Origin of the sequence: Marinococcus halophilus, from assembly GCF_900166605.1 — a bacterium.
In the GTDB taxonomy this organism is placed as follows: Bacteria; Bacillota; Bacilli; order Bacillales; family Marinococcaceae; genus Marinococcus; species Marinococcus halophilus.
In genome coordinates this window covers 707,327-727,162 of sequence record NZ_FVZD01000005.1, presented here as the reverse complement: position 1 = coordinate 727,162, position 19,836 = coordinate 707,327, and the positions used below count along the sequence as shown (strand labels likewise).

The following is a 19,836-nucleotide window of genomic DNA, read 5'->3' as shown; positions in this document are numbered from 1 at the left end:
AGTCCGCCGGCTTCCCGCGCTCGACTTGCATGTATTAGGCACGCCGCCAGCGTTCGTCCTGAGCCAGGATCAAACTCTCCGTAAAAAGTTTGATGCTGTGGCATCAGTGATGCCCTAAAAAAGTGTTGCTTTTGATTGGGGCTCTGGCTTGTCTTTCCTTTTCAAAGAACGATCTGTCGCTCAAAAAAGCAACTTAAACAATTTAACACGGTGTGTTTTAACTGTCAACACTTTTTAAAGTGACAAATATATTATAACCTTTAAACAACTAAATGTCAATGGAAATAATGGTGGGCCTGAGTGGACTTGAACCACCGACCTCACGCTTATCAGGCGTGCGCTCTGACCAACTGAGCTACAGGCCCACAGGCACAAAAAAATAACTTAGAATTATTTATTTTTTTGTAGTAATGGAGCGGGTGATGGGAATCGAACCCACGACATCAGCTTGGAAGGCTGAGGTTTTACCACTAAACTACACCCGCAAATACATGGTCGGGAAGACAGGATTCGAACCTGCGACCCCTTGGTCCCAAACCAAGTGCTCTACCAAGCTGAGCTACTTCCCGCAGATGCTGCTGAAAAATATAAGTAAATGGTGCGCCTGAGAGGACTTGAACCCCTGGCCTTCTGATCCGTAGTCAGACGCTCTATCCAACTGAGCTACAGGCGCATATTATGGTGCGGTCGAGAGGACTTGAACCTCCACGGGATAAACTCCCACTAGGCCCTCAACCTAGCGCGTCTGCCGATTCCGCCACGACCGCGTACACCGATAATTTATATAATGGTGCGGGTGAAGGGACTTGAACCCCCACGTCACAAGGACACTAGATCCTAAATCTAGCGCGTCTGCCGATTCCGCCACACCCGCGTGTTGTTGGCTGGGCCAGCTGGATTCGAACCAGCGCATCACGGGACCAAAACCCGATGCCTTACCGCTTGGCTATGGCCCAATGTATTGGGTAAAAATGGCGGGCCTGACGGGATTTGAACCCGCGATCTCCTGCGTGACAGGCAGGCATGTTAACCACTACACCACAGGCCCTAAAGTATATAATGAAAATGGTGGAGGATGACAGGATCGAACTGCCGACCCCCTGCTTGTAAGGCAGGTGCTCTCCCAGCTGAGCTAATCCTCCGTAAATGGTGACCCGTACGGGATTCGAACCCGTGTTACCGCCGTGAAAGGGCGGTGTCTTAACCACTTGACCAACGGGCCAGAGTAAATGGCGGAGAAGGAGGGATTTGAACCCTCGCGCCGTTTACACGACCTACTCCCTTAGCAGGGGAGTCCCTTCAGCCACTTGGGTACTTCTCCAATGGCTCCGCAGGCAGGATTCGAACCTGCGACCAATCGGTTAACAGCCGATTGCTCTACCACTGAGCTACTGCGGAATGTGAGCATTTCTTTTTTTGAGACAAAGAAAATTCTACAAGATCTATTATGTAATGTCAATACGCTTTTGAAAGGGAATTTAAAGCTTTTTTTGCCACTTTTTGAAGCGCCCTCTCTCAAGCGACTTTTATAATGTATCACATCGAAAAAACGCTGGTCAAGGTTTTTCTATATTTTTTTTAATGTTCCTTTGCAGGCTGCGCAAACGTATCTTCGCGTGTCCAACTGCCTCGCTCTTTCAAATGAAATTTGGCAATTTCTGCAGGCGTACCGATAACGTTTTTTCTGCTTTACCCGGTATTGTTCCAAAGAGCGGCAGTGCCTAACTCCCCCCACATACTTCAGCAGTGTCCGGAAGTCGTTGTCTTTATGCTTATACCCTCTCCCTTCCAAGTGTAAATGATAATGGCATAATTCATGTTTTACAATATTAATTACTTCCTGCAGGCCATAACTTTCCATCGACTTTGGGTTCACTTCAATATTTCCTGTAGCAAGCACATACCTCCCTCCCGTAGTCCGCAGCCTTCGGTTAAACGATGCACTATGCTTAAAAGGCTTTTTAAATTCTTCTAGTGATATTCGCTTCGTTAAAGCTGTCAGTTCTTCATCAGACATTGTCTGCCTCCTTTAAAAAACAGAAGGCACGCGGCCCTCTGCTTCTCCAGTCTAGACTTAGTTTACCATCGTTAATGCTACCCGTCCCCGCTTCTGATCAATATCTTCCACCCAAACCGTAACTATTTCTCCTACCGACACCACCTCCATCGGATGTTTGATGAAACGATTGGCAAGCTTGGAAATATGCACAAGCCCATCTTCTTTGACACCTACATCAATGAATGCCCCAAAATCTACTACGTTACGGACCGTCCCCTGAAGCTCCATGCCCTTTTCCAGATCATCAAGGGTCATAATGCCTTTTTTCAGAAGCGGTTTCGAAAATGTATCACGAGGGTCCCGGTTCGGTCTCTTTAAATCCTCAATAATATCCTGCAGTGTAGGAACGCCTACTTCAAGTGCTTCAGCCAACTGAGATACCTGTTGGTTTTCCAGAGCCTCTTTCATTTCTTTTGTGCCCGCCTGCACTGCTTCAAGCTTCAGGTAGCTGAGCAGACGCTCTGCTGTCTGATAGCTCTCCGGATGAATGGCCGTACGATCGAATGGGTTTGCCGACTCCGGTACCCGCAAAAAGCCTGCTGCCTGTTCGTATGTTTTCGCCCCAAGTCTCGGAACCTTCTGCAGCTCCTTCCGGCTCGTAAATCCTTTAAGCTCCTCTCGCTGCTTGATCACATTGTTTGCGACTGCCTTGGAAAGACCCGCCACGTATTGAAGCAGGCTGCCCGAAGCACTGTTAACATCTACTCCTACCTGGTTCACTGCCGTTTCCACCACAAATGTCAGCGACTCATTTAATTTAGCCTGCGAAACGTCATGCTGGTACTGGCCGACCCCGATGGACTTCGGATCTATTTTCACGAGTTCTGCCAGAGGATCCTGAAGCCTGCGGGCAATAGAAGCAGCACTGCGCTCTTCTACCTGCAGTTCCGGAAATTCTTCACGCGCGACCTCTGAAGCAGAATAAACACTCGCTCCAGCCTCGTTTACAATAATATATGAAACATCCGCCTTCGTCTCCTCAACGACTCTGGCGATAAACTCTTCCGTTTCCCTCGAAGCTGTCCCGTTGCCAATAGCTATCACCTGTATTTCGTGCTTTTCAATTAAGGCGAACACCGTTTCCTTTGCTTCAGTTACTTTATTTCTTGGCGGAACCGGATAGATCACTCCCACCTCAAGCAGTCTTCCATTTCCGTCTACGACTGACAGCTTGCAGCCGGTACGGTAAGCTGGATCTACGCCCAGTACGATTTTCCCCTTCATCGGAGGCTGCAGCAGGAGATTACGAAGATTTTCGGAAAATACGGAGATGGCCTGAGTTTCTGCTTCCTCTGTTTTAGCTTTTCTCAGCTCCCGTTCCACTGCCGGTCCGATCAAACGTTTATAGCTGTCTTCGATCGCTTCGTTCAGCTGAGGAACAACAGGTGAGCCAAAGCGCTTTACTACCTTTTTCTCTATAGCGGATAAAATTCTTTCTTCCGGCGCTTGAAGGGAGATCTTCAGGATACCTTCACTTTCCCCGCGGTTCATGGCCAATACCCGGTGAGACGGGGCCTTGGCTAGCGCTTCTTCATGATCGTAGTACATGCTGTAAATGCCGCGTTCATCTTTCTTTTCATCTTTGGCTGCTGAATGAAGCCTGCCTTGTTTATAGCTGAGCTCACGGACGCTGCGGCGAATATCAGCATCGTCGGCAATCTGTTCAGAAATAATATGTCTTGCACCTTCAAGTGCTGCTGCTTCGTCCACTACTCCCGCCTCTTCATTAACATAAGCCTGCGCTTTTTCCTCCGGCATGCCTTCTTTCGGCTGGTCCATAAGCCATTCCGCTAACGGGGCAAGCCCTTTCTCTTTTGCTGTTGTTGCTTTCGTTCTTCTTTTCTGTTTGTAGGGGCGGTATAAGTCTTCCACTTCTTGAAGCTGCACGGCTTCGTTGATAGATTTTTTTAACTCCGGCGTTAACTTTTCCTGTTTATCAATCAGCCGCAGTACTTCTTCTTTACGCTCTGCTAACTGATTCGCATAATTCCAGGCCTGTTGAACGTCCCGAATGACTGTTTCGTCCGAGGCGCCTGTCTGTTCTTTACGATAACGGGCAATGAAAGGTACCGTGTTGCCCTCTTCAATCATATGTATAATGTTTGTGACATGTTTTTCCCGTATTTGAAGATTAGAAGCTATCCGGGTCGTAACACTATTTATTTCTTTTTCCATTTGCACTTCCTCCTGTCTAGCGCACCATCCATTAAAATTTATGCCTACTTGTATTATGACGCACGCCTGCATGTATAAAACACAACTTCATCATAACATCAAAACGCATACCCTGCTTTTTCCTTTATGTACAAAAAACCCCCTCACCACCGGCAGTGATGAAAGAGGTTTAACCTAATGAACCGACCATTAAAGTAACATCATCGTTTTCATTTTCAGCTTTTTCAGCGAGTTTATTTTTGTATTCTTCTGCCGATTGCATATAAGGCAAACTACGCTGGTCTTCAGAAGAAACAGTCATTCCGTCCGAGTGAAGCACAAAAGAGATGCCCTTTTCAAAAGGAACGTATTCGAGCCGGTACTGAAATTTCCTCCCCGAAAGATATCCCTTTGTCGGAATGGGACGAAAAATGTCTTCATTGTCAGCGCTGATATAGCAAGTAATGTTGCCAATGCTTCCATAAATCAGTTCCTGCTCTTTATAGCAGACTTTAATTATTGCAAGAACCACTCCCCGTTCAGAAACGAGCGCACGGTTACAGCGCTCTAACAGCATAGGAATGGCCTCATGTTTATGCGCTCTGATAATATTCATTGCAATCTCCGCGGACTGCCTGGCACCTTCACCGCTTCCCAGGCCATCCGTCACAGAACAGAGAAAGAAGTCTTCTGTTTCTACTATGAGATAGCTGTCCCCGCAAACACGGTTGCCCGGCTTCGTTTTTTGAAAGACCGCGGTATTCACTTGTGTATTCGAGGTAGAGTCCGTCATTACAGGCACTCCGAAGGCTCCACTCTTATAGATTCACGCAGTTTTTGCAGAGCCCTTCGCTGCAGCCTTGAAACATGCATTTGGGAAATTCCCAGCTGCTCTCCTGTTTCTTTTTGGCTTAAGTTTTCAAAATACGTGCATCTTAGAATTTCTTTTTCTCTGTCTGTTAAAACAGCAAAAGCTTTTTGAAGCAGCAGCTGCTGATCTGTTTTTTCATACCCTTCTTCGTTGGCACCGACGAGGTCTAGCAGGGTGACGGCACTGCCTTCCTGATCTGCTTCAATGGAACGGTCCACAGATAAGGCCTGATAGCTTTTGCCCATTTCCATCGTTTCAAGAACTTCTTCTTCGCTTACTTCAAGGTACTCGGCAATTTCGTCCACATACGGAGAACGCTGCAGGCGAGTAGTAAGCTCTTCCACTGCTTTTTTAATTCTTGGCCCGAGTTCTTTAATACGGCGCGGGACGTGCACACTCCACGTTTTATCACGGATAAACCGTTTGATTTCCCCTACAATGGTTGGAACCGCGAACGATTCAAAGCTTCTCTTAAAAGAATCGTCAAAACGGCGCAGCGCTGCTAGAAGCCCAATCATTCCTACTTGATATAGGTCGTCATCGTGATCCTGTCCCCGGGAAAATTTTCTCGATAAAGACTGCACAAGCGGTTCATAATGCTCTACAAGTTTTGTTTGAATTTCTTCTGTGGGGTCTTCCTGGAACTGGCGGATCCATTCATAAACTTCTTCACTCGTGCCATTATTTTTGTTCTTGCGCGTTTGTTTCGGTTGAGACTCCGTCGACATTGTTTTCCACCTCGTCTCTTTGCAGAAACTTTGTCATAGAAATAGCCACTCCATTTTCGCCGCTGATTTCTACTTTATCCATCAATGTGTCTATGAGGAACAGTCCAAGTCCCCCCTCTTTTAATTCATCGATCGGCTTCTTGCTGTCTACGGGACCCAGATTTTGATCCAGTTCTTCAAGAACAAAGCTTTGGCCGGTGTCTGCTACCACCATCTCCACCCGGTCTTCAAATACATTACAGGACAGATTCATATTGCCGGTTTCTTCGTATGCATGGTTCACCACATTCGTGCATGCTTCCGCTACTGCAATTTTAATGTCCTCAATGTCATCGTAAGAAAAACCGAGGCGGTTTGCGAGTCCAGAAACTGTCAGCCGGGCGATTCCCACGTATTGAGGCTTGGCCGGAAGGGTCATTTCCAAATAATCTGACTGACGTTCCATTATTTGGCCTCCTCTGTATTTTCATCATCAATAGTAATCACTTCATCAAGTCCGGTAATGGTAAACAGGCGCTTCACCCGTTCATTCAAACCTGTCAGGCGCAGTGTGGCACCGTGGTTTTCAGCTGACTTTAAAGCGCCGATAAATATACCAAGCCCCGTACTGTCGATATAACTTACGTCTGTCAGGTCCACGATCACTTCTACGCCCTCTTCTTCCGTCAGCGGGTTCAGGTTTGCTTTCAGCTCCGGAGCCGTATAAGCATCAACTTCTCCAGCCACTCTTAAAATTTTCTTTTTATCTGCTTTCTCTATCACTTCTGTCGATAAATTCATTTAGTAAACCTCCTCATAACCATGCTGCTATATATAAATTACGATTTTTTACTTGTGCATCTTTCTCATTCTTCCCAAATCATAACCGGTTTAAACATTTCTTCGCAGAATAATCAATGTAAAGTCGTCGCGGAGCTGGAACCCCTGAGCTCTCTCCAGTTCATAAAATACGTGATTTACAATTTCCTGGGCCGGGAGATGCTGATACGTACGAATGAGGCGTGTGATAGCTTCGCGTTCAATAAAGCCATCATCGGTCCGGCATTCGGTTACGCCGTCTGACAAGAGCACAACAAAATCTCCCGGGTCCACCGTGAGCTGGTATTCCTTATAGTTAGTATTTCTTTTAATCCCGAGAACGATGCCTTTGGCATGCAGCTCTTCAAATGTATCCTCTGCTGCCTTGTAATAGAAACCGGGCTCGTGCCCTGCTCCCGCGTAGTTAAACTGATGGGAACGCGAATCATATGAGCCATACATCATCGTAATAAACATATTCGAAGCAATGTTCTGTTCCACTACCCGGTTTACGTTTTCAAGCAAAGCTCCAGGCTGCAGGCGCTGTTCCGGATAGCTGTCCATCGTGTACTTGATCATAGACATACATAAAGCAGCCGGTATGCCCTTTCCAATAATGTCAGCGATCGCAAGACCGACACAGTCATGGTCGTCTTTAACAAAATGATAGTAGTCGCCGCTCATCTTTGAAGCCGGTACACTTAGAACCCCTACATCCAACCCGTTCACGTGCGGGATTTCATCCGGAAGAAACGTCTGCTGCATGTTCGCAGCTACGTTGATCTCCGCTTCGAGCTCCTTTGTTTTATCACGAAGGCTCTGATGTTCGCGATAGGCAAGGCCGTATCCCATCATCACTTCGAGAAGAAGCTCAAATGATTCATGGGCTCCCTTAGGAAGCTCCGGGAAAAATTCTTCCAGTACCTCCAGGTGAAGGCTGACGACTTCCTCCGGGGAAATCTGTTCCTCAAGTACTCTCTTACTGAACTGTTGGGCATAATAGAGCCCCTGTTCACTCTGTTCCTCTAAATACGCTCTTAAAATATTTGCATATTGGTCATGCAACAATTCCTTCGACTCAGCCAATGTTTTTCCTCCTTAACGGAGCCATTTGATTGCCGTTATCGTTGTACCCTCTTCCATCACCGAGTCAACGTCAAAATCATCCATTAATCTTCTAACTCCTGGAAGCCCGGCTCCTAAACCACCCGAAGTAGTATACCCGTCTTCCATTACTTCTCTTATGTTCTTAATGCCGGGACCACGGTCTTTAGCCGTAATCTTTATACCCTTCTTTTTCTGGGTTCCCCGGGTTTCTTCCACTGCCTCAATAACGATTTCCCCTTTTTCAGCATACAGGTAGATGTTTCTCGCCAGTTCTGAAATGGCTGTCGTTATTCGCGCCTGGTCCACCCCGCCAAATCCTATTTCCTTGGCTAAATTCCGTCCGGCCTGCCTGGCCGACACAATTCCCCATTCGGTCTGCACTTCAACACTGGATTGGATACTCATATTTACCCCTCCAATTCCTGTTGAAGTTTCTCAAGTCCCTGCTCAAGATCTAGCGCTGTTGGTACTTCTTCGAGCATAATGCCCATATCTATCAGAGTAATCGCTACTGCCGGCTGAATCCCCGTCAAAACGACTTTCGCTCCCATTAAGTTGGACATTTCCACGACATCGCCCAGCACTTTAGCGATAAATGAGTCGATCATATCCACAGAGGTCAAATCAATTACTACCCCTGTAGAGCCTTCTTCATGGATTTTGCTTAACAGATCTTCCTGAAATTGAAGAGCCGTTTGATCATCTAAATCTACCTGCACTGAAATTAATAAATAGTGACTTAGTTTTAAGATTGGAATCCGCATCGTCTTATGCCCTCCATTCTGCTCCATGCTCTATTCGGACCATTTTGCGCTGCGTTAATTCAAGCGCTGATTCAATACCCTTGCGCAGGCTGCTCTTTGTCGGAAAGGTACTCAGGTCAATGCCCAGGTTTACAATTGTCTGGGCAATCTCCGGACGAATACCGACCAAAATACACTCCGCTCCTACCAGCCTTACCGCTTTAGAGGCTTGAATAATATGGTTTGCTACCATCGTATCCACTACCGGCACGCCGGTTATATCAATCAAAACCACCTGGGAACGATGCTGAATAATCCCGTCGAGCAAATTCTCCATAATGAGCTTTGCCCGCTCGGTGTCAATCGCTCCTATCAAAGGCATGACACTAACTTTTTCGAAGACAGGAATAAGAGGAGCAGAAAGTTCATTTAAAGCCATCTGCTGCAGTTCAAGTGTTTTCACCCATGAATCGGAATAATCATCAACCAGCTGGTTCACGATCGCATCCACCCATTCTTCCACTTCTACAATCAAGTTCATGCTGTCTTCTTCTGCGTTATTAATATATGGAACAATGTAAGCTGTAACGATGCGCCGGAACGCCTGCATCCCCTGCGTAAAATAACTCAATGGCCAATCGGTCTGGATAAGCCGCTCCGCAAAATGCTTAATCTTGCCCTCGGCTTCCGACCGCTCTAAACGGACTGAGCTGTACAGCACATCAATAAATTCTTCGTTGTTTGTGAATACTAAATCATCAGGAAGGGAGTTTTTAAAATACTCTTCCTGGACCCGGGCCATCTCTTTTTTCCAATTGGAGACCAGCTGTTCCTGATGGTCATTGATGGCCTGCACTACAGATGAATGCATCGTAAATTCCTCCATCTAGTCTGTCCATTTTCCGTTTTATAGGCGGGGTATGTTATATATATTACTGCCCGGACTGGTGCATACTTTGTATTGTGACGCTTGTTAAGGATACACCTGTACACCATCATACTCTATTTAGTATTATTCCATGTATAGTACTTTAGCGCAAACAATTATAGCTACATTCATATATACTCCTGAAGAAACTTTATTACAATAAAAAAGCTGCCCGCCTTTCACAGACAGGCAAGCAGCTTTTTATTAATTTTTGTTTCTTAAAAAAGAAATATAATTTCGAGTGTTTTAGATTCCGCTAAGCAACCGGCGATTCAAAGAGTGATCCACTTCTGTTTCTGCCTGAAATGATTCAGCAGCAATATTTAAATTGATACTGCTCATTTCTTCGTACCCTTGCTTCATCGCTTCTTGAAACTCCAGACGTTGGCGTTCTTTTAGATACATCTCCGTAGCTTGATGAATAAACTCGTTGCGGTTTGAGCTCTGCTGCCCCTCTTCAATCATTCCATCAAGTTCGTCAAGAAGATAGTCAGGCAGGCTGACCTTAATCTGCTTAGTGCTTTTCTGATGCACTCCACACACCTCCAGGTTGACCCTTTTAGATTACCATCCCTTAATCATTACTTAACTCATCATAGCATTTCTATATGCTGTTTGCAAAGCGCGTTTTTTATAAAATCAAGCTCCGGGCCTGTTATCAGGAGGATATACCCGGGGGACACGTTTACTGATGATGCAGGGAACTTCGTATGTAATGGTACCGAGACGACTGGCTACTTCCGTGACGCTGATCGTTTCCTCTCTCTGACTGCCAATCAGCGTTACTTCCGTATCCACTGGAACTTCATGAGGCAGCCGTACCATCATCTGATCCATGCAGATACGGCCGACAATAGGCACGCGGTATCCATCTACCAGTACCTCGCCTTGATTTTCAGCATGCGCCCGCAGCCAGCCATCGGCATAACCGATAGGCACCGTGCCAATCCATTCATTTTCCACGGAGGTATAGGTTGCCCCATAGCTGATACTTGTGCCCGGCGGCACTTCTTTCACCTGAGTCAGGCGGCTGTGAAGTGTGAATGCTTCTTTAAGCGTAAAAGGAAGATGTTCAGTAATGTTCTCCGCTGGGGTCAATCCATACATGGAAATACCGAAGCGTATCATGTTAAAGCAATGCTCGGGAAAACGCATAGCTGCCGCACTGTTGCCACAATGAATCAGCCTGGGAGAACGTCCAAGATGCTGTACCAGGTCGACGACCCGGGAAAATCGGGCGTACTGCTGTTCAAAATAAGTGGTTTCGAGCTCATCAGCAGTAGCAAAATGCGTATACATCCCCTCCAGCTCTACAGAAGGATTCTGGGCTGCAGCGTCCAGAAAAGAAGCAATTTCGCTATCTTCCCTCAATCCTAAACGTCCCATGCCAGTATCCACCTTCATATGAATTAAAAGCGATTCCCCGGAAGCATACTTGGAAGCTTCTTTAAGCCACTCTTCCTGAAAGACCGTGAGCCGGATACCATTGCGGGCAGCCACTGGGGCATCCTGCGGACGCGTTCTTCCGAGTACGAGAATCGGCAGCTCTATACCAGCCTCCCGCAGTTCGAGTGCTTCTTCGAGAAGGGCTACGCCAAAATAAGAAGCCCCTGCCTCTGCTGCGGCCAAAGCGGTCGCTGCTGCGCCGTGCCCGTATCCATCTGCTTTAACTACGGCCATTACGGCTACGTCCACTGCATGGAGCTTCCGTATTTCACGGACGTTGTATTTAATATTTTCTGTATTAATCTCTGCCCAAGTATCCCGGTAGGATTCGCTGGAAAAAGCCATGATGATTCCTCTTTTCTATCATTTCTTTTGTGACTGGATGAAAGCAATTGCTTTCGGCAGATAATCGATCAAATTGGATGCAGTAAAAGAATAATCCGATACCCCTTCTGCTGTCGCCATTTCTGCAGCTAAACCGTGAATATAAACTGCATTACAGACGCCCTGTTCCACCGTGGGGGCCTGAAGCATCATAGCAAGCACAATTCCGGTCAGTGCATCGCCAGAGCCTCCCTTGGCAAGAGCACTACTGCCACTCGTACTCACGTATTGTCTGCCTTCAGGTGTAGTAATAATCGTATTTGGCCCTTTAAGCACGACGTAGCAGCCAAATTCACGTGCGTAATTGCGCGAAACTGTAAACCGCTCCGCATTGATTTCTTTTGGGGAAAGGCCAGTCAGCCGGCCCATTTCACCGGGGTGGGGCGTCAAAATCAACGGAGACTCTCTGTTGGTCATTTCCTCTTCAAGCTCCGGGAGAAAATAAAGACCGTCTGCATCTAGTACAAGCGGGATTTGTGTCTCAGTCAACAGCCTTCTCGTTAATACTTTTGTGCTGTCCGTCCTTCCCAGCCCTGAACCGGCTGCAACGCCGTCCATGCTGGCCCACGGGAATGGGGTATGCTGCAGGTCAGCCACCTGCCCGTTTTTCGTTTCAGCCAGCGGAAAATATGTTGCCTCGAGCACGTGAGAAGCGACCGCTGTCAACGCAGACTCCGGTACACTGGTGGTCAGAAGCCCGATACCCGAACGCAGGCAGGCATTCGAAGCGATGGCCGGCGCGCCGGGCATATTATAAGCCCCTGCTATAAGCAGCCCTTTGCCGTTATCGCCCTTATGGGACTCCTGCGTCCGTTCCGGCAAACTTTTAGCTGCGTCGTCTGCCTCCCACGTCTGTCTTTTCTGGTTCAATGTTTCCCATGAGATTCTCGGCACGCCTATCGACACAGTCCGGATCTCTCCGTAATAATGCCTCGCCGGATACAGGTACGTGCTCAACGTAGGAGCTTCAAGAACTACCGTGGTATCTGCCATTACAGCTGTTTCGGGCAATTCTTCCTCATTTGCCGGCACGCCGGTAGGAATATCCACCGCTGTAACTGGTGCTTTTATGCTGTTCAGCCATCTGGCTGTAGAATAAAAAGGCTCCTTCAGCTCTCCATGAATTCCCGTACCGAGCATGGCATCAATATAAATGACCCCTTCTTCCGGCGAATCTGGTTCAGGGATGCCGGTACCTGCCGTCATCGGAAGACCACAGGCACAGTATAAATTTTTATGGTACAGTGCGCCTCCAGAAAGGGCGTCCTCTGCGGCCAGCAAATACACGCTGACGTTCCAGCCAAGGGACGAAAGATTTCTCCCGATAACGAAGCCATCACCACCGTTGTTTCCCTTCCCGGCAAAAATAACGGCCGTATGCGCTTCAGAGTGCATCTTATGAATCTCATCTGCTGCTGCACGTCCAGCGTTTTCCATTAATAGCTCTTCTTTCATTCCAATTGTTTCAATCGTGTATTGGTCGAGCTGCTGCATCTCTTTACTCGTTACGATCTGCATATCCTTCACTCCTTTCTTCAATAATAACCTGGGCAACTGCACTGTCCCGCGAATGGCTGATGGATACGTGTATCGTATACGCTTCATAGCCCCTGCAGCGGAGCAGCGGCTCTCCTTTCCTTCCGTTACTCACCGTAATATCGTGAAATCCTGTCTCTGCAGAAATACCAGTTCCCGCTGCTTTGACAAATGCTTCCTTAGCGGCAAACCTCCCCGCTGTGAATGCTACCAGTCGTTTGCCGGAAAGCCGCTCGGAGGCTATTAATTCCTGCTCATTTAAAATTCGCGGCAAAAATTTTTTCTGTTTTAGAGAGCGTTCGATCCGCTCTAATTCAATAATGTCTATGCCGATTCCCTTAATCATACACTTCCCCTTCCCGCAACGCTTTTCGTGTATTCCTTTATTTATTCGTGCTACACTGGCCGTATATACTTATACACCTTGGTATACCCGTTACCAGAAAGGGGATTAACCCACTTGTTTATCCGCCATGAGACTTTTTCTACTTTTTTAAGGCGCTACCCTGTAATCTCTATTATACTGGTGATCCATCTGCTGTTATTTTGCTGGGTGAATCTTTCTGCCCTGACAAACGGCCTTATTCCTTTCGGGGAAGTGATTTATTATTTGATGGTAGGCAACAACTTCGCTATTCAGAGCGGAGAGTACTGGCGTCTTCTTACTCCGGTGTTTTTACATACGTCATTCGGTCATGTGATTTTCAACTCTTTTGCCCTGCTGCTTTTCGGACCGCCTCTCGAATTCATGCTCGGCCGCCTCAAATTTCTGGCATTTTACTTAACAGCCGGGGTCATTGGAAATATTGCCACGCTGTTTTTTGGCGGGCTCTATTTGTCACACCTTGGTGCCTCGGGCGCCATTTACGGACTGTTTGGTGCGTATGTATTTATTATGATGAACCGCCGGCACCTAATTGACCCTTCAAGTGCCCAGATAGTTGTTGTCCTGCTTGTGATAGGCATGGTGTTCACTCTGTTAAATTCCGGGGTCAACATATGGGCGCACTTGTTTGGATTTGTTGCCGGGTTCGGGCTGATCCCTCTCTTTTTAAAAAAAGTTGTTCCTTTTTATTTTTCTCACGGCTACGGGCCTTCTTCCGATATACTCAGGCCGCGACGGAAGATCCGGGCAGTAACTGCCCAGAAAGCAGGGAAACGGATTGCCCTGATTATCGCCTACATTATAGTAGGAGCCGTATTTCTTCGTGTGCTTCAGCTCGTCATCACAGCTTTGATGTAGAAAGAAAAGCGGAAATGCCCTGGTAGCCGCGAAGGGTACTTCCCGGCCGCGCAGAGCAGCCTGCTGCTCGAAGTCGGACGGAAAGTAATCCCGAGAGGGGGGCATTGGAGCTGGACAAGAAGAAAAGCGGAAGAGGCTGAACAGTGACACGGGATCTGGAAGCTCTTTTGACAAGTGGCTCTTTCACTTGAAAAGAAGAGCTGAAGAGACCTGCCGTCACTGGCTTCTGAAGCTGGACATAGAAAAGCAGAAGAAGCCGAACAGTAACGCGGGAAACCATATTTCCACCTATGTATCAGCGCCTGCGCCAGATAGAAAAGAGGCCCTTCCCGCAGTGAAGTGGCCTCTTTTTCGTCACCTGCTCTTTACGAGCAGATTGATGGCTTCCTGTACAGATTCGTTCGTGTCTTCTCCACGTTCCATTTGCTCCCGCATGCACTGTTCCAGGTTTTCACTGACGATTACACCGATCGCACGATCCATCGCTGAACGTGCCGCTGACATCTGCCCTACAGTGCTCCGGCAGTCTTCGCCCTCTTCCATCATCCGAAGGACACCCCGCACCTGCCCTTCAACGCGGCGAAGTCTATTTTTAATATTTGAATCATATTCCATGATTTAAGCAGCCTCCAATGTATTCAAAATATCCCTCGTCATTATACATGAAATAATTAGAAGTTTCCTATACCTTATAACAAATTTAGAGTCAGCCGGCTTTCCAATTCATCGTATTAGGAGCCGAAGGAACTTCCCATCTCTGATTGAGCGGCACCTCCCCGATTGGTTCACTGCTCTCAGAAATAAACTCTATAGAATCATATCCAAAATCAGCAGCCGCAAGCCCAACCGCATCCATCATCGCCTGCTGCACTTCCGCAGACGTATCTTCAAGAGACCCTGCCAGGCTGATAGTGACTGATTCACCCTCCTCTTCTACATTCCCCACAGTAAGAGAAGCGGGAATGGGGGCCCTCACTTCGGAGATTTCAGGCCCTTCATTCATCTTTACCAGTGTTTCCTCCAGGGAAAGAAGAGAACCGTTCCCATTCGTCGTAGAAACGCCGGCCCCTTCACCGGTTACCAAGTAAGAGGATTCGTTTACATCATATAAATAGTAGCCGCGATTCTGCTCGATGTCCCCCGCCTCTATTTCTTCATCTTCATTGTCTTCAGTGGATATATTTGATACCGCTATACCTTCTTCTCCTAAATAACGGGCAAGCTCTTCAATACCCCGCTCAATCTGGCCGGCTTCCACATTTGTAGTTTCAGAGGACACTGCTGCTTCGAGCCTGCCATTATCAGTATCTTTCCACGAAACTTTTTCTGTCACCGCAGGCCCGAGCCCAAAGTCATTACCATCGATTTCTTCAGTAATGTAACTCAAAAGATTCTTCAGATCTGTTTCCGCCACAAACGTCAAAGGGACAATGACTGACCCCTCCATACTTTCGAAAGGAATAGTTACAGCATTTACACCGCTGCTGCTTTCTTCCTTTGTAAGCGCCGATACATATCCGGCCGGCACTTCTCCGCTCTCCTCCGTGTTTTCCTGGATCTCTGGGGATCCTTCTTCTTCGGTGTTGCTTTCTGCAGGCACAGATTCTTCATCGCCGGTGCTGTCTGAAGCATCTTCATCTGTATTTTCCGATTCCTGACGTTCGGTTGACTCTGAATCTCCAGTTTCATTCTCGTCTTCAGCGTTTTCTTCCTGAGAAGGGGAAGCTGTCTGATTCGAAGTCCACCATATTCCCGGAACGATAAGTATCGCGAGTAAGAGGATTGCCGCCGAGGTGAAAACTGGAGCCGGCCATCGCCGGTGCGTGCGGTGTCTTTTTTTCGAATCCAGCCGATCCTGAATATTATGATAGATTTCATTTTTGGACCGTTTATCCTGCACCCGGGGCATTTGCTTTAATGAATGTTCAATCCGTTCCCTGGAACGATTATGCTTCTTCAATCTCCTGCCCTCCTTTCTTCTAAGTTTTCCCTGTTTTCCATTAAGTCCTGTATCTTTTTCACGGCCCGGTGCTGTGTCGTTTTCACCTTACTTTCCGACCATCCGAGCACTTCGGCTGCTTCTTTGATCGAGAGCGATTCCACGTAACGAAGCATAAGCACCTGCCGCTGATCCGCCGAGCATGCTTTCATGCATTCGTAAATTTCACGCACATCGTCTTTGGCAGTTAGAATTTCGTCTGGAAGCGGCGCCGGGTCCCGCATTTCTTCTTTTGACAGAGGGCCAAGCACGCCCAGCCATTTCCGCTTTTTTCTATTCTGCTTGCGGATCCAGTCTATGCCAACATGCCTGGCGATAGAATAAAGCCATGTTTTTTCACTGCTTTTACCTTCAAACGTATCAAAGGAATGCAGAACTTTAATATAAACTTCCTGGACCAGTTCTTCTGCCGTTTCACGATCCCGGACCATATAAAATAAGTATTGGAAAAGGGAGTGATGATATTGTTCATATAGCCTTTCAAACTCATCATGCATGATGAACACTTCCTTAATGTAGACGTTCCCTGTCTGTATTAGTTACACCGGTAATTTTATTAATAGATAGTGGAAAAAGGGATTACGTTTCCACTCGTTTTCTTTTTATGTATATTCAAAATTTAATTCTTCTGCTGATGCCTCATAAGATATTAGCAAAATACTTCGCACTATTATAGCATTTTCACAGTTTTTTCTGAAAAACCCACTGATGCTGACGCATTCGGATTTAACATTAGTAAAGTCCTGTTTATCTTCCTTTAAGGGATTTGAACCTTTCTTTATTTCAAAACATGGTATAATTATGTAACAACATTGTATTATTTGTAAACTAAATTTAATATTTGACCGGGGGGATTCCATGAAACGATTCTCATTTTTAGCAATTGCTGCCACAGCCATTATTACTCTCAGCGCCTGCGGAACCGCAAACAATGAAAACACGGAAAACAATGAAAACACATCCGAGACGGCTTCTGTTGAAGCCAATGGAAAAGAAGAGGAAAAAGAAAGCCAAGAAAATAAAGAACAGGCAGACAAAGAAACAGCTTCCGAAGCTGATGAAGAGACAGAATCCGACAATTCCACTGAAGATAGCTCCTCTACAGAAGAAAACGCCACAGAAAATGAAAAGGAAAGCGTAGATTCTTCAGATACCTCCAACGAAGAGGCTTCATTAGAAAATGCCTCGCCTGAAGATAACGCGACAGAAGAAAGTGCTTCTGACGACACAGCCAAGAGCGAAGAGGAAGCCATTGAAGAGTCTGCTGAGGCTTCCGAAGATGCTAATGCGGAAACAAACAGCGCTCCAGCTTCTGACGAAGAAGAGGGAGTAACAGAGGAAGTGACTGTTTATTACCTCGACAGCGATTTAATGGAGACGATTTCTGAAACCCGCAGCCTCGAAGCAGCAACGGAAAACGACCTGCCGTTTGAAGCTGTGCAGGCATGGCTCGACGGCCCTGAAACAGAAAACGCGGTGAGCCCGCTTCCAGTGGAAACAGAAGTGCAGTTTGTTGAATTTAAAGGCAATACCGCCTATGTTTCCTTTGAACCCTCTGTGCTTGAGGCTACTACAGTTGGAAGTACGCTTGAGCTTGCTTTTGTAGAACAACTGTCAGCTTTGATGGACCAGTTCGGATACGGCCAAACGCAGATTCTCATTGATGGCGAAGTCGTTACAGACTTTTACGGTCACCGGGAAATTGACCAGCCTATTGAAGCAAAAGACCCGTCTGACCTTTACGGCAGTAACTAACGCCATGTATATAAAAAAGCGCCCGCATATGCGGACGCTTTTTTTGATCTCTGTTAAGTGCTCAGCTTCTCTGCCACTTTTGCCACCCGGGCGCCTAAACGGCCGCCCATTGTCAATTCGCCTTCGCTTGGCATCCGGGTTCCATCGGGGCCGGCAAGCGTAGAAGCACCGTACGGCGTTCCACCGACAAATTCGCGCTCAGTCATTTCCGGATTCTCTCCATAAGGAAGACCGACGAAAATGAAGCCGAAATGAAGAAGCGGAACGATCGATGTAATAATTGTCGTTTCCTGGCCGCCATGAGCCGTATTTGTGCTCGTAAAGATTCCGGCTACCTTGCCTTCAAGGGACCCATTCGCCCAAAGGCCTCCAGCTGCGTCCATAAACTGCTTCACCTGGGCCGGCATGTTGCCAAAGCGTGTCGGAATACCCCAAACAACGCCGTCGGCCCATACGAGATCATCCGTTGTAGCTTCAGGAATGTCCGCCTGTTTATTTTGTGCCTCTACGTAGGCCTCCTGTGTGGACATGCCCTCTTTAGCCATCTGCGATTCGGGAATTCTTACGACCCGTACTTCGGCTCCGGTTTCTTCCGCGCCTTTTGCTACTGCCTTTGCCATTTCATGTATATGCCCGTACGCACTGTAAAATGGTACCAATACTTTGCTCACTGACAACACCTCTATTACTTGTATTTGTAAAGTTACTTACTTTTCGAAAGTACATGAAAATATTCGTACTGTCAACTCACCCTACAGGCTATACCCCTCCCCCTCCTCTACGAAACAACGATTTTGTGGTACTATGTTCATAAAGAGGTGAACTATTATGCAGAAGACTTCCATCTGCCCTAAATACGAATTTGCAGCGGAACTGCTCGGTAAAAAATGGATGGGCCTGTTGATCCTGGTGCTTCTTCAGGGACCGCTCCGCTTTAAGGATATTAAAAAAGAAATTCCCGATATGAGCGACCGATTGATTACAGAGCGGTTGAAGGAGCTCGAAGAAAAGGGAATTGTAGAGCGCAGCGTTTTCCCGGAAAAACCCGTGCGTGTCCAATACCAGCTAACGAATAAAGGAAAAAATCTCGAGCCGGTCATTAATGCGATCCAAAACTGGGCTGAGGTATGGGTTTAATAAAAAGCAGGCTCTTTTCAAACAGAAAATCCTGCTTTTTGTCATGACGCGCACCACAAAAAGCGGCCGCCCGCCGGCAGCCGCTTCACCTTTATTCTTTATTTTTCCAAAAACATCTGCGTCCAATACTGTCCGTATTCGCCGCCTTCCTCATAGCCTATGGCGATATGAGTGAAATCAGGGTTTAGAATGTTGTCGCGGTGTCCCGGAGAATCCATCCATGCATCTACAACGTCCTGTGGCGTATCCTGTCCGGCTGCAATGTTTTCACCAGCGCCATCATAGCTTACGCCGAACTCCTGCATCATTTCGAAAGGGCTGCCGTATGTCGGACTTTCATGAGCAAAATAATCATTCTCAATCATGTCCTGGGACTTCGCGTCCGCTACACTTTGCAGGGAGCTGTCCGCTTCTACCGGTTCAAGTCCATTTTCTGCACGTACTTCGTTTGTCAGACGGACCACTTCCTGTTCAAACTCAGATTCGCTTTGGGAGGAAACAGCCTCTGAGGTTTCAGCTGAACTGCTTTCTGATGAAGAACTGCTTTCGCTTCCAGGAATAGCAATGCTCTGGCCTACATTAATCACATTAGGGTTCTGAATGTTGCTGTTTTCTTCCATAAGCGCCTCTACGCTCACCCCGTGCTCCTGTGCAATCGTATTTAACGTATCTCCGGACTCTACAATGTATGTATCCTGCCCGAGAGCGGTCAATGGGAAAATAAGTGTTGCTGACAGAGCACCGACGACGGCTGTTCTTTTAAATCTCATGTCATTCACCTCTTATAAATGATAGATAACTAAATAAATGATAGCGTTATATTAAAATTTTACCATTAATTTCTTGAAAATAAACATTTCCAACGAATTTTACAAATTATTGCGGCTATTGTCCTACATTTTACATTAATTAAATGAAAAACTTCCCTGACATAACGTACTCACCACT

The 19,836-nt window shown here is 46.9% G+C and carries 22 protein-coding genes, 12 tRNA genes and 1 rRNA gene; 3 read left to right on the top strand and 32 right to left on the bottom strand.

The window, feature by feature from the left end; all coding sequences use genetic code 11:
• The 27 genes from B5066_RS16890 to acpS form a co-directional block, all read right to left on the bottom strand.
• A 16S ribosomal RNA gene (locus tag B5066_RS16890) occupies window positions 1-85 on the bottom strand; the annotation flags it as partial.
• Between the two features lie 203 nt (window positions 86-288).
• Window positions 289-365: transfer RNA gene (locus B5066_RS06050), tRNA-Ile, on the bottom strand.
• A gap of 46 nt (window positions 366-411) precedes the next feature.
• A tRNA-Gly gene (locus tag B5066_RS06045) sits at window positions 412-485 on the bottom strand.
• A 7-nt stretch (window positions 486-492) separates the two neighbouring features.
• Window positions 493-569, bottom strand: a tRNA-Pro gene (locus B5066_RS06040).
• A gap of 27 nt (window positions 570-596) precedes the next feature.
• Window positions 597-673: transfer RNA gene (locus B5066_RS06035), tRNA-Arg, on the bottom strand.
• Window positions 674-679: 6 nt separating this feature from the next.
• Window positions 680-767: transfer RNA gene (locus tag B5066_RS06030), tRNA-Leu, on the bottom strand.
• A gap of 21 nt (window positions 768-788) precedes the next feature.
• Window positions 789-874 (bottom strand) — tRNA-Leu (locus tag B5066_RS06025).
• Window positions 875-881: 7 nt separating this feature from the next.
• Window positions 882-956 (bottom strand) — tRNA-Gln (locus B5066_RS06020).
• 16 nt (window positions 957-972) lie between these two features.
• Window positions 973-1,048 (bottom strand) — tRNA-Asp (locus tag B5066_RS06015).
• 18 nt (window positions 1,049-1,066) lie between these two features.
• Window positions 1,067-1,142 (bottom strand) — tRNA-Val (locus tag B5066_RS06010).
• Between the two features lie 5 nt (window positions 1,143-1,147).
• Window positions 1,148-1,222, bottom strand: a tRNA-Glu gene (locus B5066_RS06005).
• An 8-nt stretch (window positions 1,223-1,230) separates the two neighbouring features.
• Window positions 1,231-1,321 (bottom strand) — tRNA-Ser (locus B5066_RS06000).
• 2 nt (window positions 1,322-1,323) lie between these two features.
• A tRNA-Asn gene (locus B5066_RS05995) sits at window positions 1,324-1,398 on the bottom strand.
• A 169-nt stretch (window positions 1,399-1,567) separates the two neighbouring features.
• Complete coding sequence (locus B5066_RS05990; protein WP_079475031.1) at window positions 1,568-2,017, bottom strand: SprT family protein; 450 nt, start codon at window positions 2,015-2,017, stop codon at window positions 1,568-1,570.
• Window positions 2,018-2,074: 57 nt separating this feature from the next.
• Window positions 2,075-4,234 carry a Tex family protein gene (locus B5066_RS05985; RefSeq protein ID WP_079475030.1) on the bottom strand — a complete coding sequence of 720 codons (2,160 nt, stop codon included), beginning with the start codon at window positions 4,232-4,234 and terminating at the stop codon, window positions 2,075-2,077.
• A gap of 169 nt (window positions 4,235-4,403) precedes the next feature.
• Window positions 4,404-5,006: a PP2C family serine/threonine-protein phosphatase gene (locus tag B5066_RS05980; RefSeq protein ID WP_079475029.1), complete on the bottom strand. Its 603-nt coding sequence runs from the start codon at window positions 5,004-5,006 to the stop codon at window positions 4,404-4,406.
• A complete protein-coding gene (gene sigB / locus B5066_RS05975; protein ID WP_079475028.1) occupies window positions 5,006-5,812 on the bottom strand; it encodes an RNA polymerase sigma factor SigB in 807 nt (268 codons plus the stop codon). The genes B5066_RS05980 and sigB overlap by 1 nt, the downstream gene beginning before the upstream one ends.
• Window positions 5,766-6,257: an anti-sigma B factor RsbW gene (gene rsbW / locus B5066_RS05970; protein ID WP_079475027.1), complete on the bottom strand. Its 492-nt coding sequence runs from the start codon at window positions 6,255-6,257 to the stop codon at window positions 5,766-5,768. Before rsbW ends, sigB begins: the two co-directional genes overlap by 47 nt.
• Complete coding sequence (locus B5066_RS05965) at window positions 6,257-6,592, bottom strand: STAS domain-containing protein (protein WP_079475026.1); 336 nt, start codon at window positions 6,590-6,592, stop codon at window positions 6,257-6,259. Before B5066_RS05965 ends, rsbW begins: the two co-directional genes overlap by 1 nt.
• Before the next feature lie 90 nt (window positions 6,593-6,682).
• Window positions 6,683-7,696 carry a PP2C family protein-serine/threonine phosphatase gene (locus B5066_RS05960; RefSeq protein WP_079475025.1) on the bottom strand — a complete coding sequence of 338 codons (1,014 nt, stop codon included), beginning with the start codon at window positions 7,694-7,696 and terminating at the stop codon, window positions 6,683-6,685.
• 12 nt (window positions 7,697-7,708) lie between these two features.
• Window positions 7,709-8,122, bottom strand: a complete 414-nt coding sequence (locus B5066_RS05955) for an anti-sigma regulatory factor (protein WP_022792605.1) — start codon at window positions 8,120-8,122, stop codon at window positions 7,709-7,711.
• 2 nt (window positions 8,123-8,124) lie between these two features.
• A complete protein-coding gene (locus B5066_RS05950; RefSeq protein WP_022792604.1) occupies window positions 8,125-8,481 on the bottom strand; it encodes an STAS domain-containing protein in 357 nt (118 codons plus the stop codon).
• A 4-nt stretch (window positions 8,482-8,485) separates the two neighbouring features.
• Window positions 8,486-9,331, bottom strand: a complete 846-nt coding sequence (locus tag B5066_RS05945; RefSeq protein ID WP_079475024.1) for an STAS domain-containing protein — start codon at window positions 9,329-9,331, stop codon at window positions 8,486-8,488.
• A 303-nt stretch (window positions 9,332-9,634) separates the two neighbouring features.
• On the bottom strand, window positions 9,635-9,922 hold the full coding sequence (locus B5066_RS05940; RefSeq protein WP_079475023.1) for a CopG family ribbon-helix-helix protein: 288 nt from the start codon (window positions 9,920-9,922) through the stop codon (window positions 9,635-9,637).
• Window positions 9,923-10,027: 105 nt separating this feature from the next.
• Window positions 10,028-11,179 carry an alanine racemase gene (gene alr / locus B5066_RS05935; RefSeq protein ID WP_079475022.1) on the bottom strand — a complete coding sequence of 384 codons (1,152 nt, stop codon included), beginning with the start codon at window positions 11,177-11,179 and terminating at the stop codon, window positions 10,028-10,030.
• Between the two features lie 18 nt (window positions 11,180-11,197).
• Window positions 11,198-12,736, bottom strand: a complete 1,539-nt coding sequence (locus B5066_RS05930) for an NAD(P)H-hydrate dehydratase (protein WP_179124043.1) — start codon at window positions 12,734-12,736, stop codon at window positions 11,198-11,200.
• Complete coding sequence (acpS, locus tag B5066_RS05925) at window positions 12,717-13,100, bottom strand: holo-ACP synthase (protein WP_079475020.1); 384 nt, start codon at window positions 13,098-13,100, stop codon at window positions 12,717-12,719. Before acpS ends, B5066_RS05930 begins: the two co-directional genes overlap by 20 nt.
• A gap of 114 nt (window positions 13,101-13,214) precedes the next feature.
• Between acpS and B5066_RS05920 the strand changes: the two genes are divergently transcribed.
• Entirely contained in the window at window positions 13,215-13,997 is a 783-nt protein-coding gene (locus tag B5066_RS05920; protein WP_079475019.1) for a rhomboid family intramembrane serine protease, read from the top strand.
• Window positions 13,998-14,351: 354 nt separating this feature from the next.
• On the opposite strand, the gene B5066_RS05910 is transcribed toward B5066_RS05920, so the two are convergent.
• The 3 genes from B5066_RS05910 to B5066_RS05900 form a co-directional block, all read right to left on the bottom strand.
• Window positions 14,352-14,612 (bottom strand): metal-sensitive transcriptional regulator, encoded by a 261-nt coding sequence (locus B5066_RS05910; RefSeq protein WP_079475017.1) that lies wholly within the window; start codon window positions 14,610-14,612, stop codon window positions 14,352-14,354.
• A gap of 91 nt (window positions 14,613-14,703) precedes the next feature.
• On the bottom strand, window positions 14,704-15,957 hold the full coding sequence (locus B5066_RS05905) for a hypothetical protein (RefSeq protein WP_079475016.1): 1,254 nt from the start codon (window positions 15,955-15,957) through the stop codon (window positions 14,704-14,706).
• Entirely contained in the window at window positions 15,954-16,493 is a 540-nt protein-coding gene (locus B5066_RS05900) for an RNA polymerase sigma factor SigX (RefSeq protein WP_079475015.1), read from the bottom strand. The genes B5066_RS05905 and B5066_RS05900 overlap by 4 nt, the downstream gene beginning before the upstream one ends.
• 361 nt (window positions 16,494-16,854) lie before the next feature.
• On the opposite strand from B5066_RS05900, the gene B5066_RS05895 reads away from it, so the two are divergent.
• On the top strand, window positions 16,855-17,751 hold the full coding sequence (locus B5066_RS05895) for a GerMN domain-containing protein (RefSeq protein ID WP_079475014.1): 897 nt from the start codon (window positions 16,855-16,857) through the stop codon (window positions 17,749-17,751).
• 53 nt (window positions 17,752-17,804) lie between these two features.
• Here B5066_RS05895 and wrbA read toward each other — a convergent pair whose 3' ends face one another.
• Window positions 17,805-18,422, bottom strand: a complete 618-nt coding sequence (gene wrbA / locus B5066_RS05890; protein WP_079475013.1) for an NAD(P)H:quinone oxidoreductase — start codon at window positions 18,420-18,422, stop codon at window positions 17,805-17,807.
• Between the two features lie 157 nt (window positions 18,423-18,579).
• Here wrbA and B5066_RS05885 point away from each other — a divergent pair, with 157 nt between their 5' ends.
• Entirely contained in the window at window positions 18,580-18,888 is a 309-nt protein-coding gene (locus B5066_RS05885) for a winged helix-turn-helix transcriptional regulator (RefSeq protein WP_079475012.1), read from the top strand.
• Between the two features lie 98 nt (window positions 18,889-18,986).
• Here B5066_RS05885 and B5066_RS05880 read toward each other — a convergent pair whose 3' ends face one another.
• Window positions 18,987-19,658, bottom strand: a complete 672-nt coding sequence (locus tag B5066_RS05880; RefSeq protein ID WP_079475011.1) for a CAP domain-containing protein — start codon at window positions 19,656-19,658, stop codon at window positions 18,987-18,989.
• Window positions 19,659-19,836 lie beyond the last annotated feature (178 nt).

What these genes read in the sequence shown, in the direction of transcription:
- B5066_RS05990 (WP_079475031.1), bottom strand. Translation starts at nt 2,017, where the DNA reads ATGTCTGATGAAGAACTGACAGCTTTAACGAAGCGAATATCACTAGAA.
- alr (WP_079475022.1), bottom strand. Translation starts at nt 11,179, where the DNA reads ATGGCTTTTTCCAGCGAATCCTACCGGGATACTTGGGCAGAGATTAAT.
- sigB (WP_079475028.1), bottom strand. Translation starts at nt 5,812, where the DNA reads ATGTCGACGGAGTCTCAACCGAAACAAACGCGCAAGAACAAAAATAAT.
- B5066_RS05910 (WP_079475017.1), bottom strand. Translation starts at nt 14,612, where the DNA reads ATGGAATATGATTCAAATATTAAAAATAGACTTCGCCGCGTTGAAGGG.
- B5066_RS05950 (WP_022792604.1), bottom strand. Translation starts at nt 8,481, where the DNA reads ATGCGGATTCCAATCTTAAAACTAAGTCACTATTTATTAATTTCAGTG.
- acpS (WP_079475020.1), bottom strand. Translation starts at nt 13,100, where the DNA reads ATGATTAAGGGAATCGGCATAGACATTATTGAATTAGAGCGGATCGAA.
- B5066_RS05900 (WP_079475015.1), bottom strand. Translation starts at nt 16,493, where the DNA reads ATGCATGATGAGTTTGAAAGGCTATATGAACAATATCATCACTCCCTT.
- B5066_RS05880 (WP_079475011.1), bottom strand. Translation starts at nt 19,658, where the DNA reads ATGAGATTTAAAAGAACAGCCGTCGTCGGTGCTCTGTCAGCAACACTT.
- B5066_RS05985 (WP_079475030.1), bottom strand. Translation starts at nt 4,234, where the DNA reads ATGGAAAAAGAAATAAATAGTGTTACGACCCGGATAGCTTCTAATCTT.
- rsbW (WP_079475027.1), bottom strand. Translation starts at nt 6,257, where the DNA reads ATGGAACGTCAGTCAGATTATTTGGAAATGACCCTTCCGGCCAAGCCT.
- B5066_RS05965 (WP_079475026.1), bottom strand. Translation starts at nt 6,592, where the DNA reads ATGAATTTATCGACAGAAGTGATAGAGAAAGCAGATAAAAAGAAAATT.
- B5066_RS05885 (WP_079475012.1), top strand. Translation starts at nt 18,580, where the DNA reads ATGCAGAAGACTTCCATCTGCCCTAAATACGAATTTGCAGCGGAACTG.
- B5066_RS05930 (WP_179124043.1), bottom strand. Translation starts at nt 12,736, where the DNA reads ATGCAGATCGTAACGAGTAAAGAGATGCAGCAGCTCGACCAATACACG.
- B5066_RS05980 (WP_079475029.1), bottom strand. Translation starts at nt 5,006, where the DNA reads ATGACGGACTCTACCTCGAATACACAAGTGAATACCGCGGTCTTTCAA.
- B5066_RS05895 (WP_079475014.1), top strand. Translation starts at nt 16,855, where the DNA reads ATGAAACGATTCTCATTTTTAGCAATTGCTGCCACAGCCATTATTACT.
- B5066_RS05955 (WP_022792605.1), bottom strand. Translation starts at nt 8,122, where the DNA reads ATGAGTATCCAATCCAGTGTTGAAGTGCAGACCGAATGGGGAATTGTG.
- B5066_RS05945 (WP_079475024.1), bottom strand. Translation starts at nt 9,331, where the DNA reads ATGCATTCATCTGTAGTGCAGGCCATCAATGACCATCAGGAACAGCTG.